The 15959-nt window shown below is 64.7% G+C and carries 10 protein-coding genes; 4 read left to right on the top strand and 6 right to left on the bottom strand.

Going from position 1 to position 15959, the window contains the following annotated elements; all coding sequences use genetic code 11:
- Positions 1–3609 (top strand): transcription-repair coupling factor, encoded by a 3609-nt coding sequence (gene mfd, locus VVR12_RS09415; protein ID WP_368550982.1) that lies wholly within the window; start codon positions 1–3, stop codon positions 3607–3609.
- 127 nt (positions 3610–3736) lie between these two features.
- Here the strand turns inward: mfd and VVR12_RS09410 are convergent, their stop codons facing one another.
- From VVR12_RS09410 to VVR12_RS09395, 4 genes are all read right to left on the bottom strand, one after another.
- Entirely contained in the window at positions 3737–4213 is a 477-nt protein-coding gene (locus VVR12_RS09410) for a hypothetical protein (RefSeq protein WP_368550981.1), read from the bottom strand.
- Between the two features lie 131 nt (positions 4214–4344).
- A complete protein-coding gene (deoC, locus tag VVR12_RS09405; protein WP_368551154.1) occupies positions 4345–5001 on the bottom strand; it encodes a deoxyribose-phosphate aldolase in 657 nt (218 codons plus the stop codon).
- Between the two features lie 58 nt (positions 5002–5059).
- Positions 5060–6814, bottom strand: a complete 1755-nt coding sequence (locus tag VVR12_RS09400) for a phospho-sugar mutase (protein WP_368550980.1) — start codon at positions 6812–6814, stop codon at positions 5060–5062.
- A 14-nt stretch (positions 6815–6828) separates the two neighbouring features.
- The gene (locus VVR12_RS09395) at positions 6829–7665 is read right to left on the bottom strand and encodes a purine-nucleoside phosphorylase (RefSeq protein WP_368551153.1); all 837 of its coding nucleotides are present in this window, start codon (positions 7663–7665) and stop codon (positions 6829–6831) included.
- Positions 7666–7768: 103 nt separating this feature from the next.
- On the opposite strand from VVR12_RS09395, the gene VVR12_RS09390 reads away from it, so the two are divergent.
- Both VVR12_RS09390 and VVR12_RS09385 read left to right on the top strand, forming a co-directional pair.
- The gene (locus tag VVR12_RS09390; RefSeq protein WP_409349899.1) at positions 7769–9202 is read left to right on the top strand and encodes an NAD(P)H-quinone dehydrogenase; all 1434 of its coding nucleotides are present in this window, start codon (positions 7769–7771) and stop codon (positions 9200–9202) included.
- A 162-nt stretch (positions 9203–9364) separates the two neighbouring features.
- Positions 9365–10789 (top strand): MFS transporter, encoded by a 1425-nt coding sequence (locus tag VVR12_RS09385; RefSeq protein WP_368550978.1) that lies wholly within the window; start codon positions 9365–9367, stop codon positions 10787–10789.
- Positions 10790–10857: 68 nt separating this feature from the next.
- Here the strand turns inward: VVR12_RS09385 and VVR12_RS09380 are convergent, their stop codons facing one another.
- On the bottom strand, positions 10858–12636 hold the full coding sequence (locus VVR12_RS09380; protein WP_368551152.1) for a biotin carboxylase N-terminal domain-containing protein: 1779 nt from the start codon (positions 12634–12636) through the stop codon (positions 10858–10860).
- Between the two features lie 107 nt (positions 12637–12743).
- Positions 12744–13409 (bottom strand): nucleoside triphosphate pyrophosphatase, encoded by a 666-nt coding sequence (locus VVR12_RS09375; RefSeq protein ID WP_368550977.1) that lies wholly within the window; start codon positions 13407–13409, stop codon positions 12744–12746.
- A gap of 172 nt (positions 13410–13581) precedes the next feature.
- Here VVR12_RS09375 and VVR12_RS09370 point away from each other — a divergent pair, with 172 nt between their 5' ends.
- Complete coding sequence (locus VVR12_RS09370; RefSeq protein WP_368550976.1) at positions 13582–15936, top strand: NAD-glutamate dehydrogenase domain-containing protein; 2355 nt, start codon at positions 13582–13584, stop codon at positions 15934–15936.
- Positions 15937–15959 lie beyond the last annotated feature (23 nt).

Below are 15959 nucleotides of genomic sequence, written 5' to 3'. Positions count from 1 at the left end.
ATGAGCCTGCGAGGGCTGACCCAACTTCTGCACGACGAACCCAGCTTCTCCCGGATCTCGAAAGCCGCCGCCCAGCCAGTAGCGCAGCGTTCCGCCGAGCTACTGATCTCAGCAGTGGACGGCGCCCGGCCGCTGTTGCTGGCGGAGATCGCCGAACAGGTGGGTCGGCACGCGGGCACGGAGGCCCCCGTCGTGCTGGCGATCACCGCCACCGAGCGCGAGGCCGAAGACATCGTGGCCTCGCTGGCCTCGTTCTTGCCCGCCGAAGAGGTGGCGCTCTTCCCGGCGTGGGAGACCCTGCCGCACGAGCGTCTTTCGCCACGCTCCGACACGGTCGGGCAGCGGTTGACCGTATTACGACGCCTGGCGCAGCGTCCCCCGCGCGTGGTGGTCGCGCCGGTGCGAGCCGTCATTCAGCCTTTCGTCGCCGGCCTGGACGCCATGGAACCGGTGCATCTGGCCGTGGGGGCCGAGCGAGACTTCGACGAGACCGTCAAGGCCCTGGCGAACGCGGCCTACTCGCGCGTGGATCTGGTTTCTAAGCGCGGCGAATTCGCGGTGCGCGGTGGCATTCTCGATGTCTTCTCACCCGTGGCCGATCACCCGGTGCGCATCGAATTCTTCGGTGACGAGATCGAAAACATGCGCTACTTTTCGGTAGCAGACCAGCGCACCACCTCGGGAGAACACCCCACCGAGCTTATCGCCCCGCCCTGTCGCGAACTGCTGATCACCCCGGCGGTGATGTCCAAGGCTGCGAAGCTGCAACGGGACTTCCCGGGAGCGGCGGGAATGCTCGAGAAGATCGCGGGCGGCATTTACGTCGAAGGCATGGAATCGCTGACGCCGCTGTTGGTGGAGAACATGCAAACCCTGATTAGCGTTCTGCCGGCGGGGTCACTGCCGGTGGTGATCGAACCGGAAAAGGTGCGCGCCCGCGCCGCAGACCTGGTGGCCACCAACGAAGAGTTCCTGTTGGCCGCCTGGGAATCTGCCGCCGACAACTCCAACGCGCCCATCGACCTCGGCCAGAACGCCGGGTTCGCCGCCGGGGCCTTCCGCACCGTAGCGGACACCCGCGACCAGGCGCTGGAGAACAACCTGGGGTGGTGGGCCATGAGTGGCTTCGGCGTGGACGACGCGGTCGATGACGGTCTGGACACCCTCACTTTTGAGGCCCGCGCCCCACATTCCTACGCCGGTAACGTCTCCGAACTGCTGGACGAGGTCGGCAAGAAGGTGCGCGACGGGTGGCACATGGTGGCCGTCACCGACGGCCCCGGCCCGTTGTCGCGCCTGCTGACGGTCTTCCACGAGGCACAGATCCCCGCCGCGCGCAACGAGAGCCTAGACGATACCCCCGACCACTCGATCGTCGAGCTGACCTGCGCGTCCGCCGGTAAGGGTTTCATCATGGAGGCCGCCAAGATCGGGTTCCTCACCGAGGCCGACATCCTGGGGCGTTCCTCGACCTACGCCTCGGCCACGCAACGCGGAGCCAAGCTACCGGCGCGACGCCGCAAGAACGCGGTCGATCCGATGTCGTTGAAGACCGGCGACTACGTGGTGCACGAACAGCACGGTATCGGCCAGTTCGTCGAGCTGGTGCAGCGTCCCATCGCCGGGGCCATGGTCAAACCGGGCCAGCCCAAACCGATGAAGGAATACCTGGTACTGGAATACGCCGCCACGAAGCGCGGCGGGGCCAAAGATCGCCTCTTTGTGCCCACCGACCAGCTCGACCAGGTCTCCAACTATGTCGGCGGTGACGCCCCGGTTCTCTCCAAGATGGGTGGTTCGGACTGGGCGAAGACCAAGTCGCGGGCACGCAAGGCGGTCAAGGAGATCGCCGCGGACCTCATCAAGCTCTACTCGGCGCGTCAGGCCTCGAAGGGCCACGCGTTCGGCCCCGACACCCCCTGGCAACGCGAGCTGGAAGAGGCCTTCCCCTATACCGAAACCCCCGACCAGTTGGCCGCGATCAACGAGGTCAAGACCGACATGGAACGCGAAGTGCCCATGGACCGGCTGATCTCCGGGGACGTCGGTTACGGCAAGACCGAGATCGCCGTACGCGCGGCGTTCAAGGCGGTGCAAGACGGCAAGCAAGTTGCGGTTCTGGTGCCCACCACGCTGCTGGCCCAACAGCACTTCGAAACCTTTAAGGAGCGTTTCTCCGGATTCCCCGTGCGCGTGGCGGTGTTATCGCGTTTCCAGACCAAGAAGGAGTCATTGGAAACCCTGGAGGGTATGAAGAACGGTTCGGTGGACGTGGTGATCGGCACCCACCGCATCCTCTCGCAGACCACCGACTTCAAAGATCTGGGCCTGGTGATCATCGACGAAGAGCAGCGTTTCGGTGTGGAACACAAAGAAAAGCTCAAGACGATGCGCACCAACGTGGACGTGCTGGCGATGTCGGCGACCCCGATTCCGCGCACCCTGGAGATGTCGCTGACGGGCATCCGCGAAACCTCGACCCTGGCCACGCCTCCCGAGGAGCGCCACCCCGTCCTTACCTTCGTGGGTGCGCGTACCGACAAGCAGATCTCGGCGGCCATTCGCCGCGAGCTCATGCGCGAGGGTCAGGTATTCTTCGTGCATAACCGCGTCTCGTCCATCGAGCGCGTGGCGGCGGAACTGCAGCAGCTGGTCCCCGAGGCCCGTATCGCGGTCGCCCACGGCAAGATGAGCGAGTCCCGGCTCGAGCAGATCATCGTCGATTTTTGGGAGCGCAAGTTTGACGTTCTGGTGTGTACCACCATCGTGGAAACCGGCCTGGATATCTCTAACGCCAACACCCTCATCGTGGACCAGGCGCAGAACTACGGTCTCTCGCAGTTGCACCAGCTCCGCGGACGCGTGGGGCGAGGCCGTGAGCGCGCCTACGCCTATTTCCTGTACCCCACAGACAAGATTCTCGGTGAGGTGGCCCTGGAACGTTTGAAGGCCGTGGCTACCCACAATGAACTGGGTGCGGGTATGCAGCTGGCGATGAAGGATCTGGAGATTCGCGGCGCGGGCAACCTGCTCGGCGGCGAACAGTCCGGTCACATCGCCGGGGTGGGCTTTGACCTCTACCTGCGTCTGGTGGGGGAGGCCGTGGCGAACTTCCGCGGCGACGAGGAAGACAGCGCACCGGCCGATGTGAAGGTGGACCTTCCGGTCAACGCGCACCTGCCCCACGATTACGTGGATTCGGAGCGCCTGCGTTTGGCCGCTTACCGTCAGATCGCTCAGGCCACCACGGATCAGGAACTGGCCGAGGCTCGTGAGGAACTGACCGACCGGTACGGTGCGGTGCCCGAGGCCACCGAGAACCTGTTCTCGGTGGCGGCCCTGCGCCTGCGTGCCCGCGCGGTGGGGCTGACTGAGATCGTGGCGATGGGGCCGAAGGTGCGCTTCTACCCGGTGGATCTGCCGGAGTCGAAACTGATGCGCCTGAATCGTATGTATCCGGGCTCGTTGCACAAGCAGGTTCCCGGTACGGAGCTGTGGCAAATCTTGGTGCCGCGCCCCAAAACCACGCGTGTGGGCGGCAAGGATCTGACCGATCAGGCCATGCTGGACTGGACGAACGAGTTCATCCACGCCATCTTCGAGGCCTAGCCGACTGCGGCGTCCTTCGACCGGGCGGGCCGCCCACCAGGGTGGCCCGCACATGATGACCCGCACACACAAAAGCGGCCCCTCGCAGTAACGCGAGGGGCCGCCGTCGTGTCGTTTGCGAGACCGTTTAGAGCTGGGTGAGCTCGGTGCTGGTCTTACGCGGTGCTCGGTTCGTCTTCGACGAGGTCAGGTGGAAGATGATGAACCAGGGGACGATCATGCACACCAGGGCGATGACCCAACCGAGCCAGCCACCGCCGGGGTACCAACCCAGTGCGTAAATGCCGAAGGCGAAGAGCGCGAAGGTGATCAAGAAGAGCACCAGCGACGAACCGGTCTTGCCGTAACCCGAGTAGGTGGGGCCGTCTACGTTGTCGTTGCCGTGCTGCATACCCAATGACTCCATGTTCGAACGCTTGTCGGTGTCGTTACCCTGACCCTGGGCGTTGGTGTGTGCGGTCACGGCCTGGTTTGCGCCGGTGGTGTTCGCGCCGGCGGTGTGGCGGTCGTGACCACGACGCTCAGCGCGGGCGTCGGTGGTGTGCACGCGGGTGCTCTCGCGGGCGTCGGAGATCTTGTCGGCTCGCAGGCTCTTGTCTGCCATAAACGTCTCTTTCGATACTCGCCTCGCTGTGGGCGGGGCTGAACGTGGTGATGGGTACTTAGTCACAGTATAGGTTGTTGCCCGGCTTTATGCACAGTGTGTCAACCTATCTCAGGCGTCGAATATGCGGCCTAATAGCTGCCCTCGCCTGCCTCGCCGGCACCGATGATCGCGATGCCCTTGGACGCACCGATGCGGTTGGCGCCGGCGGCGATCATCTCCAAGGCCTGTTCGCGGGTGCGGACGCCGCCGGAGGCCTTCACGCCCACGTTCGGCCCCACGGTCTTGCGCATCAGCGCGATGTCCGCGGCGGTCGCACCGGAGGAGGAGTACCCGGTGGAGGTCTTCACGAAGTCGGCACCGGCCTCCACGGCGGCCTCACAGGCCAGCACCTTCTGCTCGTCGGTGAGCTCGGAGGTCTCGATGATGACCTTCAGCGATGCGCCGCCCTCATGGCAGGCCTCGGCAACCGCGCGGATATCGCGGACGAGAGCTTCCCGGTCTTCGGCGATGGCAGCGGCGATGTTGATGACCATGTCGACCTCCTGTGCACCGGCGGCCACGGCGGTCTTGGCCTCGAAGGCCTTGACCTCGGTGGCGGATGCGCCGAAGGGGAATCCCACCACCACACAGGCCAGGGCGGAGGAGCCGGAGAGCTCTTCGGCCAGCACCGGTGCCCAGACCGGGTTGGCGCACACGGAGGCGAAGCCGTACTCGCGGGCCTCGGCGCACAGGCGGCGGACGTCCGCCTCGGAGGCGTTGGGGGCCAGGATCGTGTGGTCGATCATCGCGGCCAGTTCTTGATTGGACAGTTCAGTCACGGTAGTTCTCCTTGAAAAGTAGTGGTTACAGACCCAGGGCGGTGCGGACGTCCGCGGCGACCTGTTTCAATTGCTGCTGCGCCTCGGCGCGCGCCTGGGTGAGCGCCTGCGGGGTGGCTTCGGGGACGGCGCGGACGACCTCGAGGTAGCACTTGAGTTTCGGCTCCGTGCCGGAGGGCCGCACGATCACCCGGGTGTTGTCTTCGGTGAGGTACAGCATGCCGTTGGTCGGCGGTAGCGTGGGCGTGCCCTGCGAGAGGTCGTAGTCTTCGATGACCACCGAACCGCCGAGGGTCGCCGGGACCTGACCGCGCAGGGTCGCCATCATGGTGGTGATCTGCGAGAGATCTTCCACGCGGATGGAGACCTGGTCGGTGGCGTACACGCCGGTCTCATAGGCGATCTCGTCGAGCACCTGAATCAGCGAGGAACCGGCGGACTTCAGCTGCTGGGCGTAGAGGGCCACCATCAGACCCGCCGAGATGCCGTCCTTATCCTTGACTGCCTCGGGTGCTACCGAGTAACCGATGGCTTCTTCGTAGCCGTAGGCGAGATTCTCGATGCGAGCGATCCACTTGAAACCGGTGAGGGTTTCACGGTGCTCGATGCCGGCGGCGGCCGCGATCGCACCCAGCTGACGGGAGGAGACCACCGAGTTGGCGAAGACCGGGGCGTTGGCACCCGAGGGGATCTCGCCCAATCGCTCAATCATGGCCCGGCCGAGTAGCACCCCGATTTCGTCCCCACGCAGCTGACGCCAGCCGGAGACCGCCGGGTCGTACACGGCGAAGGCGGCGCGATCGGCGTCGGGATCGTTGGCGATGATGAGGTCGGCCTCGGTCTTCTTAGCCAGCGCAAAGGCCAGGTCCAGGGCGTGGGGTTCCTCGGGGTTGGGGAAAGAGACGGTGGGGAAGGCCGGGTCGGGTTCGAACTGCTCGGCCACCGGAGTCACATCGGTGAACCCGGCGTTGGCCAGCACCGAGGTGATGGTCGCACCACCCACGCCGTGCATCGCGGTGTAAACGATGCGCAGGTCGCGATCCTCGCGTGTGCTCAGCTGCCCGATGCGTTCGATGTAGTGGTCAGCGATGCCCACGTCGAGAATCTCCCAACCGGACTCTGCCAAGCGGATCTCTTCGTCCTTGACGTCGGCGATCGCCGCGGCGATATCGGTGTCGAAGGGCGGCACGATCTGCGCGCCGGCGGCGGACTCCTCCACGGCCTGACCACCCAGGTACACCTTGTACCCGTTGTCGTTGGGCGGGTTGTGGCTGGCGGTGACCATCACACCGATCTCGGCGTTGTACTCGCGGGTAGCCCAAGCCAGGACGGGTGTGGGCAACGCCCGCGGCATCAGGCGGGTGTGAATGCCGGCGGCCTCAAAGATCGCCGCGGTCTCCTCGGCGAAGATATCCGAGTTGTAGCGGGCGTCGTACCCGACGACCGCGGTGGGGGCGCGCCACCCCTCCTTCTCGGCGCGGGCCACGGCGTAGTCGGCCAGACCGGCAGCGGCCCGACGAACCACCACGCGGTTCATGCGCATGGGGCCGGCTCCCAGTTCGGCACGGAGACCTGCGGTACCGAACTGAAGGAACCCAGAGAACCGCTCGGTCAACTCGGTCAAGGCCTCGGCCTGTCCGGCCTCGGCGGACTCGATGAGTTCCGTCAGTTCGGCGCGGGTGCGCTCGTCGGGGTCGATGGAAACCCAGTGCTGGGCCTCGGCAATGAGGTGAGCGTTGGCGGCCTCATCTGCCACCGGGGCGGTGGTGTTATCTGCCATGGTGTTGGCCTTTCTTAGAGTGCGGCGATGATGTCTGCAAGCAGTCGCGAAATGCGCGGGCCGGCGTCCTTGCCTGCCTGGATCACTTCTTCGTGGTTGAGCGCGGTCTCTTGGATGCCGGCGGCCATGTTAGTCACCAGCGAGATGCCGAAGACCTCCAATCCGGCGGCGCGGGCTGCGATTGCCTCCAACGCGGTAGACATGCCGACCAGGTCAGCGCCGACGGTAGACATCATGCGGATCTCGGCCGGGGTTTCATAGTGCGGCCCCGGAGCCTGGTAGTACACGCCCTCCAACAGGGAGTCATCGATCGAGCGGGCGATCTCGCGGATGCGCGGCGAATACAGGTCGGTCAAATCCACGAAATGCGCCCCGGCCAGCGGGGAGGTAGCGGTGGCGTTGATGTGGTCGCTGATCAACACGGGCATGCCGGCGGAGAACTTGGGGTTCAACCCGCCGCAACCGTTGGTGAGGATCATGGTCTGGGCGCCGCAGGCGGCGGCGGTTCGTACGCCGTGGACGACGGCGTCCACACCCCGGCCCTCGTAGTAGTGGGTGCGGGCGCCGATGACGAGCGCACGCTTGCCGCTCTCGGTGCGGATCGACGAGATGGTGCCGGGGTGACCGGCAACCTGCGAGGCGTGAAAACCGGGAACCTTCGAGGCCGGGATCTCGTGGGTGGTCTCGCCGATGAGCTTCGCCGCCTCACCCCAACCGGAACCCAGCGTCAGAGCGATATCGTGGCGTTCGACGCCGGTGGCTTCGGCGATGGCCGCCGCGGCACGTTGGGCCGAGAGGTTAGCGGGGTGTTCGGGATCTGAGGTGGCGCGCTGCGAGGCACGCTGTTGCATTTCATTCATCACGGTAACCAACTTACCAACTCGGGCACACCCCCGAAACTGCGTGACCTGAAAACCGGCTTAAGGTTTGCCTGGCACTATCTTCTCGGTCACAATGAAAGATGTGAGTGAGAATAACGAGACCTTGACACCAGAAATCGTCGTCATCGGTGGCGGCCCGGGCGGTTACGAGGCGGCGCTGGTCGCCGCGCACACCGGGGCCAACGTCACCCTCATCGAAGAACACGGGGTGGGCGGTTCTGCCGTGCTCACCGACGTCGTTCCTTCCAAGACCCTGATCGCATCGGCGGATCTCATGGGGCGCATCACCGAAGGCGCTCAGCTGGGCATCACCCTCGGTGAACCCCACGAAGACACCGCCATTAATGTCGATTTCCAACTCGTCAACGAGCGCCTGCGGAACCTGGTGAAACAGCAGTCTCGCGACATCCGCACCGGATTGGAATCCGCCGGGGTGACCGTGATCGAAGGCCGCGGTCGTCTCATCGACAACACCACCGTTGAAGTCACCGATTCAACGGGTGCGACCCAGCAGATCAGCGCCACCTACATTCTGCTGGCCGTCGGCTGCCACCCGCGCGAATTGCCCACCGCAGCTCCCGACGGCAAGCGCATCTTGAACTGGACCCAGCTCTACCAACTCGACGAAGTCCCCGAAGAGCTCATCGTGGTCGGCTCCGGCGTGACCGGTGCCGAATTCGCCTCCGCCTACAACGGCCTGGGATCGAAGGTCACCCTCATCTCCTCCCGCGACCGCGTGCTACCCGGCGAAGACGAGGACGCCGCGTCTACCCTCGAACGCGTTTTCGCCCGCCGCGGGGTCACCGTGATGGCGCGCTCGCGAGCCGAGGGTGCCCGCTACACCGACAGCGGCGACGGCGTAATCGTGAGCCTCTCCGACGGCACCGAGGTGAGGGGTTCGCACGTGCTCATCGCTGTGGGATCCATTCCCAATACCGAAAACCTCGGCCTGGAAGCCGCGGGTGTTCATGTTCAAGACTCCGGCCACATCAAGGTCGACCGCGTCTCGCGTACCTCGGTGCACAACATCTACGCAGCCGGTGACTGCACCGGCGTGTTCCCGCTGGCTTCAGTAGCCGCCAAACAGGGCCGCACCGCGGTCGCCCACATGCTCGGTGACACCGTGCGTCCCTTGCGCGTGCACAAGGTCGCCGCGAACATCTTCACCTCGCCCGAGATCGCTAATGTGGGCATCAGTGAGGCCGACATCGCCGAGGGCAAGGTACAGGCGGAGTCGGCAATGATTTCGTTGCCCACCAACCCGCGGGCCAAGATGATGTCGGTTCAAGACGGTTTTATCAAGATCTTCTCGCGCAAGGATTCGGGCACGGTGCTCGGCGGGGTGGTCGTTGGTCCCCGCGCCTCCGAACTGATCTACCCGCTGACCCTGGCGGTGGACCGCAAAATCACCGTGGACGAGATGGCGGATACCTTCACCATCTACCCCTCGCTGTCGGGTTCGATCGCAGAGGTCGCCCGCCGTCTGCACCACACGACCGAGGATTAGTACATGCCGCATCAGCGGTGAGAGAGGCGGCGCACCGGTAAAGAACCGGGGCGCCGCCTTGTGCTCTGTACGGCTTCTCACCATGTGAACACCGGATACGGGTGGGACGCGGGGCGAACCTACCCTGGGTATACCTTCACTACCACACACCCAGGAGGATCCGTGACCCTCAGCTCAGGCACCCCGCGCACCGGGGAATCAGTCACCACGGTCTCGCCCGATACCACCGGCCGGGGGAGCGTTCCCGATGTTCCCCGGGCACGCATCATCACCGCGTCCCTGGTGGGAACAACCATCGAGTTCTACGACTTCTACCTCTACGCCACCGCAGCCGTAGCGGTGTTTCCGGCCCTGTTCTTCATCGGCAGTGACGACACCGCTAAATTATTGGCCTCCATGGCCACCTTCGGCGCGGCCTTCATCGCTCGCCCCATCGGATCGGTGGTCTTCGGGCATTTCGGTGACCGCATCGGTCGAAAGGCAACGCTCGTCGGTGCGCTGTTGACCATGGGCATCGCTACTTTTCTCATCGGCCTGTTGCCCACCTACCATCAGGTAGGCCTCTGGGCGCCGGCCATGCTGACCATCCTCCGCTTTACCCAGGGTCTCGGGCTGGGCGGTGAATGGTCGGGGGCGGCTTTGCTGGCCGGTGAGTACGCCGAAGACGGCAAGCGCGCCCGCGCCGCGATGTGGCCTCAGCTCGGTGCTCCCTTCGGGTTCATCCTCGCTAACGGGTTCGTGTTGGTGTTGACCAGCTGGTTGGCGTTCGATTCTTCGGCTGACAAGGGCAACCTGAACCACATCTTCATGGTGTGGGGTTGGCGTATTCCCTTCATCCTCTCCCTGGTTATGGTGGTACTGGGCCTGTACGTTCGGTTCAAGCTGGAGGAGACGCCTGTCTTCCGTCAGGTGCTACAGAACGATCAGAAGGTCAAGACTCCCTTGGTCGAAGCGTTCAAGACCGCCTGGTGGTCGATGATCCAGGGCACCTTTATCATTTACGCCTGCTACGTGCTCTTTTACATCATGACGGCCTGGTTCCTCTCCTACGGCATCGCCAAGGTCGAAGCCGGTGGGCTGGGCATCGCCTACCACGACTTCCTCATCATCCAGCTCATCTCGATTGTCTTCTTCGCGCTGTTCATCCCCGTCTCCGGGTGGTGGGCCGATCGGGCCGGACGACGAACCCAGCAGATCGTCACCACGATCCTCATGGGGCTCTTCGGCCTCGGGTTCAAGTTCTTTCTCACCCCGGAGCTACTGGGCACAGGGGAGCACGCCAATAAGGTGCTGATCACCGTGGTGCTCTCTGTGGGTATGGCCATCATGGGACTGTCTTTCGGCTCGATGTCGGCCTACCTGCCCGAGCTGTATAAATCGAATGTCCGCTACACCGCCTCGGGCGTGGCCTACAACATGGCCTCCATCATCGGCGCTGCGCTTACCCCGTTCATCGCGGTGGCTCTGAACCGCGCGGTCGGTTCAGCCGCGGTGGGATGGTACCTCGCCTTCGCCGCGGCGGTCTCGGTGTTCTTCATGGCGATCACTCACGAAACCAAACACGTGGATCTTTACGACCGCGACTAATCTCCGGGGACAAACAACATCGCCCGCTGACTCACAGGAGTCGGCGGGCGATTGTCGTTGTGGCTGCGTTACTTGATGGTGGCGATCACGGCACCGGCGGTGACGGTGTCACCGGGTTTAGCCTTCAGGCCGCTGACCTTTCCGGCCTTGTGGGCGGTGATCGGCTGCTCCATCTTCATCGCCTCCAGCACCACGATGGTCTCCCCGGCGGCGACCTTGGCGCCGTCCTTGACCTCGACCTTCACGATGGTGCCCTGCATGGGCGAGGTCAGCTCGTTGGAGTTCGTGGAGGCCGCACCGCGTGAAGAACGTTCCTTGCGCTTCTTGGTGGCCGCCTTCGGCGCGGCGGGGGTGGCCGACATGTTCGGCATGACTACCTCCATGCGCTTGCCGTTGACCTCTACCACCACGGTCTGGCGCTCGTTGTCTTCGTCGTCGTCGAGGGCGGCGAACCCACCGTCGTAGGGCGGGATCGTGTTGTCGAAGTCGGTCTCGATCCAGCGGGTGTGCACCGCGAAGTCCTCGGCGTTTTCAGAGACGAACGCCGGATCGTTCATGATCACCCGGTGGAAATTGACCACGGTGGGCATGCCGTCGACGGTTAGCTCCGCCAGGGCGCGACGAGCCCGCTGTACCGCCTGGGTGCGGGTAGCGCCGGTAACGATCAGCTTCGCCAGCATCGAGTCGAAGGAGCCGCCGACCACGTCGCCCTCGACCACACCGGAATCCCAGCGGACGCCGGGGCCGGTGGGGATGCGCAGTTTCTCGACGGTGCCGGGGGAGGGCATGAAGGAGCGTCCGGCGTCCTCACCATTGATGCGGAACTCGAAGGAGTGGCCGCGCAGCACCGGGTCGTCGTATCCCAGCTCTTCACCGCGGGCGATGCGGAACTGCTCGCGCACGAGGTCGAGCCCGGTGACCTCCTCGGAGACGGGGTGCTCGACCTGCAGGCGGGTGTTGACCTCCAGGAACGAGATGGTGCCGTCGGTGCCGACCAAGAACTCGCAGGTGCCCGCGCCCTGGTAACCGGCCTCGGCCAGGATAGCCTTGGACGACTCGTAGAGGCGGTTCTGCTGTTCCTCGCTCAAGAACGGCGCGGGAGCCTCCTCGACCAGCTTCTGATTGCGGCGCTGCAGCGAACAGTCGCGGGTGGAAACCACCACGACGTTACCGTGCGCATCGGCCAGGCACTGGGTTTCCACGTGGCGCGGGGCGTCCAAGAAGCGCTCGATGAAGCACTCGCCACGGCCGAACGCTGCGGTGGCCTCACGCACGGCCGAGTCGTAGAGCTCGGCGATCTTCTCGCGCTCACGCACCACCTTGATGCCGCGTCCACCGCCACCGAAGGCGGCCTTGATGGCGATCGGCAGACCAAACTCGTCGGCGAAAGCCTCCACCTCGGCCGCGGAACTGACCGGGTCGGCCGTGCCGGGAACCTGCGGGGCGCCGACCTTCTCGGCGATGTGACGGGCGGCCACCTTGTCACCGAGCAGGGTAATGGAGTCGGGGGAGGGCCCGATCCACGTCAGGCCGGCGTCGATGACCTTCTGAGCGAACGCGGCGTTCTCCGAGAGAAAGCCGTAACCGGGGTGTACGGCGTCGGCACCCGAGCGGGCGGCGACGTCCAGCAACTTATCGGCGACGAGGTAGGAATCGGAGGCAGTCGTACCGCCGAGCGAGTAGGCCTCGTCGGCCAAACGCACGTGCAGGGCGTCGCGGTCGGATTCCGCGTAGACGGCAACGGTAGCCAAGCCTTCGTCTTGGGCCGCGCGAATTACGCGCACCGCGATCTCACCGCGGTTGGCGATCAAAACCTTGGAGACGGGGCCGGTTAATCGGCCTTCCACAGGGGTAAACTGCTTCGCCCCTTGCTCAGATGGTGTGGTCAATGAAAATGCTCCTTGCTAGTCTCCACACGATTCTACATAGCCCCTCGTGGAGAACACTTTGAAACTTACTGCGATTTTTTCCAAAAATTGGTCAGGTCTGCACTCAGGGTGCGGAGCATCTCGCGCAACGCGTTGACCGACAACCCCACCACGGTGTGAAATTCACCCTCAATGCCGGTGATGAACGCGGCACCGAACCCGTCAATAGTGAAGGATCCCGCTACCCATAGCGGTTCCCCGGTGGCCACGTAAGCGTCGATCTCCGCTTCGGTGAGCTGCGCGAAATGCACGGTGGCACTACGCAACTGGGACGACTCGGCACCGGTGCGGGTATCCACGAGCCAGTGCCCGGTGTGCAACACACCCGAGCGGCCACTCATCGCGGCAATACGCTCGCGGGCGACCTGCTCGGTCTTGGGCTTGCCGAAAGCCTGGCCGTCTAGCTCGAACACCGAGTCACAACCGAGCACCAACGCGCCGGACGCCTCTGCCCGGCCAGCGACGTCCCGCGACTTGGCCTTGGCCAACAAGAGCGCGGTCTGCGCGGGACTGATGGTCGACAACCCGGCGGCGAAGGCTTCTTGTTGCGCGCTCGCGAGCGCCTGCTCTTCGTCTACTTCCGAGGGCATGACGTCGAATACGATGCCCGCATCGGTGAGGATCTTCTTGCGGGCCGGTGAGGTAGAGGCCAGCAGAAGGCGCGTGCTCTGCTCGGTGGAAGTCGTTGTCATGCTGGCTAGTCTACCTGTCTACCGGGCCACCCGGCGAAGCCTTAGTAAAGCCTGACAACATCCACATGTTGGGCCTCGGCGGGGAATCTGAGGCTCTCTCAGGGTTAACATAAGGGAGTTGAGTCACACTGTTTTCCGCTGACGCTGAAGATGAATCGGAGAGGATATTTCTATGACCGAAACACGTTCCCTCGAGCAGGCCCTCGCCGAACACCAGGTGGTTGACGACGCTCTCAATACGCTGACCACCGAGCACAACATTCCCTGGCGTCAGGTGGCCGTCTTCCGCGCCTACGCCCACTACCTGACACAGCTGGGCCTGCGGGTTAGCCCCGAGCAGCTCTCCGGGTGGCTCACCGAAAATCTCGAGCTGACCGCGCTTTTCGTGGAACTCTTCGAGACCGGTTTCGATCCCGAGTTGCACCACGATGCCGAGGAACGTCGGGTTGCCCGTGAGCAGATCGCCGCGAAGATCACCGAGGCGGTTGAGTCGTTGCAGGGTGAGCCACAGCGTTTCTTCTCGGCCCTGCTCGAGGCGCAGCTGGCCACCGTCCGTACCAACTTCTACCGGGATCGGCCGACCCTGGCGTTCAAGCTACGCCCCACCGAGATCTCCCTGGCACCGCAACCGCGCCCCATGTGGGAGATCTGGGTCGATTCACCGGAGGTTCAGGGCACCCACCTGCGCTTCAGCATGGTCTCCCGCGGCGGCCTGCGGTGGTCCGACCGCGCCGAGGACTTCCGCACCGAGGTGCTCGGCCTGGTCAAGGCACAGCGCGTGAAGAACTCGGTGATTATCCCCAACGGTTCCAAGGGTGGTTTCGTCCCGCAGAACCTGCCCGACCGCGATACAGACGCGCAGGCCTACGCCGACGCCGGCTTGGCCGCGTACAAGCTGTTCATCGGTTCCCTGCTGGATGTCACCGATAACCTGGTACGCACCGACGGCGAGGAACGCATCGTGACCCCCGAGAACGTGGTCGCTCTCGACGGCCCCGACCACTACCTGGTGGTGGCCGCCGACAAGGGCACCGCCACCTTCTCCGACACTGCCAACGCGATCTCCACCGAACGGGGATTCTGGCTGGGCGATGCCTTCGCCTCCGGCGGCTCGGTGGGCTTCGACCACAAAGAAATGGGTATCACCGCCCGCGGCGCCTGGGAGTCCGTCAAGCGTCACTTCGCCTCGCTGGAACACGACAGCCAGACCGAGGAATTCACGATGGTGGGTATCGGCGGCATGGCCGGCGACGTCTTCGGCAACGGCGCACTGCTTTCCCCGGCGATCCGCCTGGTGGCCGCCTTCGACTCCCGCCACATCTTCATCGACCCCACGCCGGACGCCGCGTCCTCTCTGGCCGAGCGCCGTCGCCTCTTCGACCTGCCGCGCGCCTATTGGACCGACTACGACCGCAGCCTCATCTCCGCCGGCGGCGGGGTCTTCTCGCGCCGCGATGAGGCCATCGAGCTCAACGACCAGATCCGCTCGGCCCTGGGTATCGAAGGGAACGCCGCGTCGATGACTCCCGCCGAGCTGATCCGCGCGATCGTCGCCGCCCCGGTGGACCTGCTGTACACCGGCGGCACCGGCACCTACGTCCGCGCCAGCGCCGAGACCGACGAGGACGTCGCCGACCACACCAACGACGCGATGCGCATCACCGCCCAAGAGCTACGGGCGCGGATCGTCTCCGAGGGCGGCAACCTCGGCTTGACTCAGCGGGCCCGCATCGAGGCCGCCCGCCGGGGAGTACTGCTGAACACCGATGCCGTGGACAACTCCGCCGGTGTGGAAACCTCCGACCACGAGGTGAATCTGAAGATCCTGATCGACCGACTGATCGACGCCGGGGAGATCTCCACCGACGATCGCGCGGCGATGATCGAGGCGCAGGTCGACGAGGTGGGGCAGCAGGTGTTGCAGTCCAATATCCACCAGAACATGTTGCTGCAAGCCGAGCGGATGACCGGGCGCACCGATGCTGCCGAGGCCGAGCAACTCATTGAATTCTTGGCCGAGCACGCCGGCCTCGACCGAGACGTGGAATTCTTGCCCACCGCCGAAGAGCTCGCCCAGCGCACCGACGGCCCCGCGCTGACCGCCCCCGAGCTGGCGGTGCTGGCCGCCTACGTGAAGCTCTGGCTCACCCAGGAACTCATCGACGCCGATTCCTTCGACGAACGCTTCGACGTAGTACTGCGGGAGTACTTCCCCTCGGCGATCGCCGAGAAGTTCGAGGGCTATTTCGCGCAACATCCCCTGCGCCGCGAGATCCTGGCGACTCGCGTGGCCAACACCGTGGTCGACCTTGCCGGTATCACCTTCGTGCGCCGGATGGTGACCTCGCGTCAGGTCTCGGCGCTCGCGGTGGTCTCGGCCTTTTGGGATAGCTACCGCGAAGATGGCCTGCGGGAGGAGTTCGAGGAGATCGCGCAGCTGAGCCCCACCACCTCGGTGGACGAGTGGCTGCAACGGATCACCGATGTGCAGCGTCGTTCCGAACAGGGAACGGGGCGGCGCCTCTAAGTCCCCGTGCGGGCCGTAGCGCG

The organism is Rothia sp. LK2588 (assembly GCF_040946465.1).
Classification (GTDB): Bacteria; Actinomycetota; Actinomycetes; order Actinomycetales; family Micrococcaceae; genus Rothia.
Note: the sequence above shows the minus strand (reverse complement) of the source record. Positions and strands in the feature narration are given on the sequence as shown.

What these genes read in the sequence shown, in the direction of transcription:
- mfd (WP_368550982.1), top strand. Translation starts at nt 1, where the DNA reads ATGAGCCTGCGAGGGCTGACCCAACTTCTGCACGACGAACCCAGCTTC.
- VVR12_RS09410 (WP_368550981.1), bottom strand. Translation starts at nt 4,213, where the DNA reads ATGGCAGACAAGAGCCTGCGAGCCGACAAGATCTCCGACGCCCGCGAG.
- deoC (WP_368551154.1), bottom strand. Translation starts at nt 5,001, where the DNA reads ATGATCGACCACACGATCCTGGCCCCCAACGCCTCCGAGGCGGACGTC.
- VVR12_RS09400 (WP_368550980.1), bottom strand. Translation starts at nt 6,814, where the DNA reads ATGGCAGATAACACCACCGCCCCGGTGGCAGATGAGGCCGCCAACGCT.
- VVR12_RS09395 (WP_368551153.1), bottom strand. Translation starts at nt 7,665, where the DNA reads ATGCAACAGCGTGCCTCGCAGCGCGCCACCTCAGATCCCGAACACCCC.
- VVR12_RS09390 (WP_409349899.1), top strand. Translation starts at nt 7,769, where the DNA reads ATGAAAGATGTGAGTGAGAATAACGAGACCTTGACACCAGAAATCGTC.
- VVR12_RS09375 (WP_368550977.1), bottom strand. Translation starts at nt 13,409, where the DNA reads ATGACAACGACTTCCACCGAGCAGAGCACGCGCCTTCTGCTGGCCTCT.
- VVR12_RS09370 (WP_368550976.1), top strand. Translation starts at nt 13,582, where the DNA reads ATGACCGAAACACGTTCCCTCGAGCAGGCCCTCGCCGAACACCAGGTG.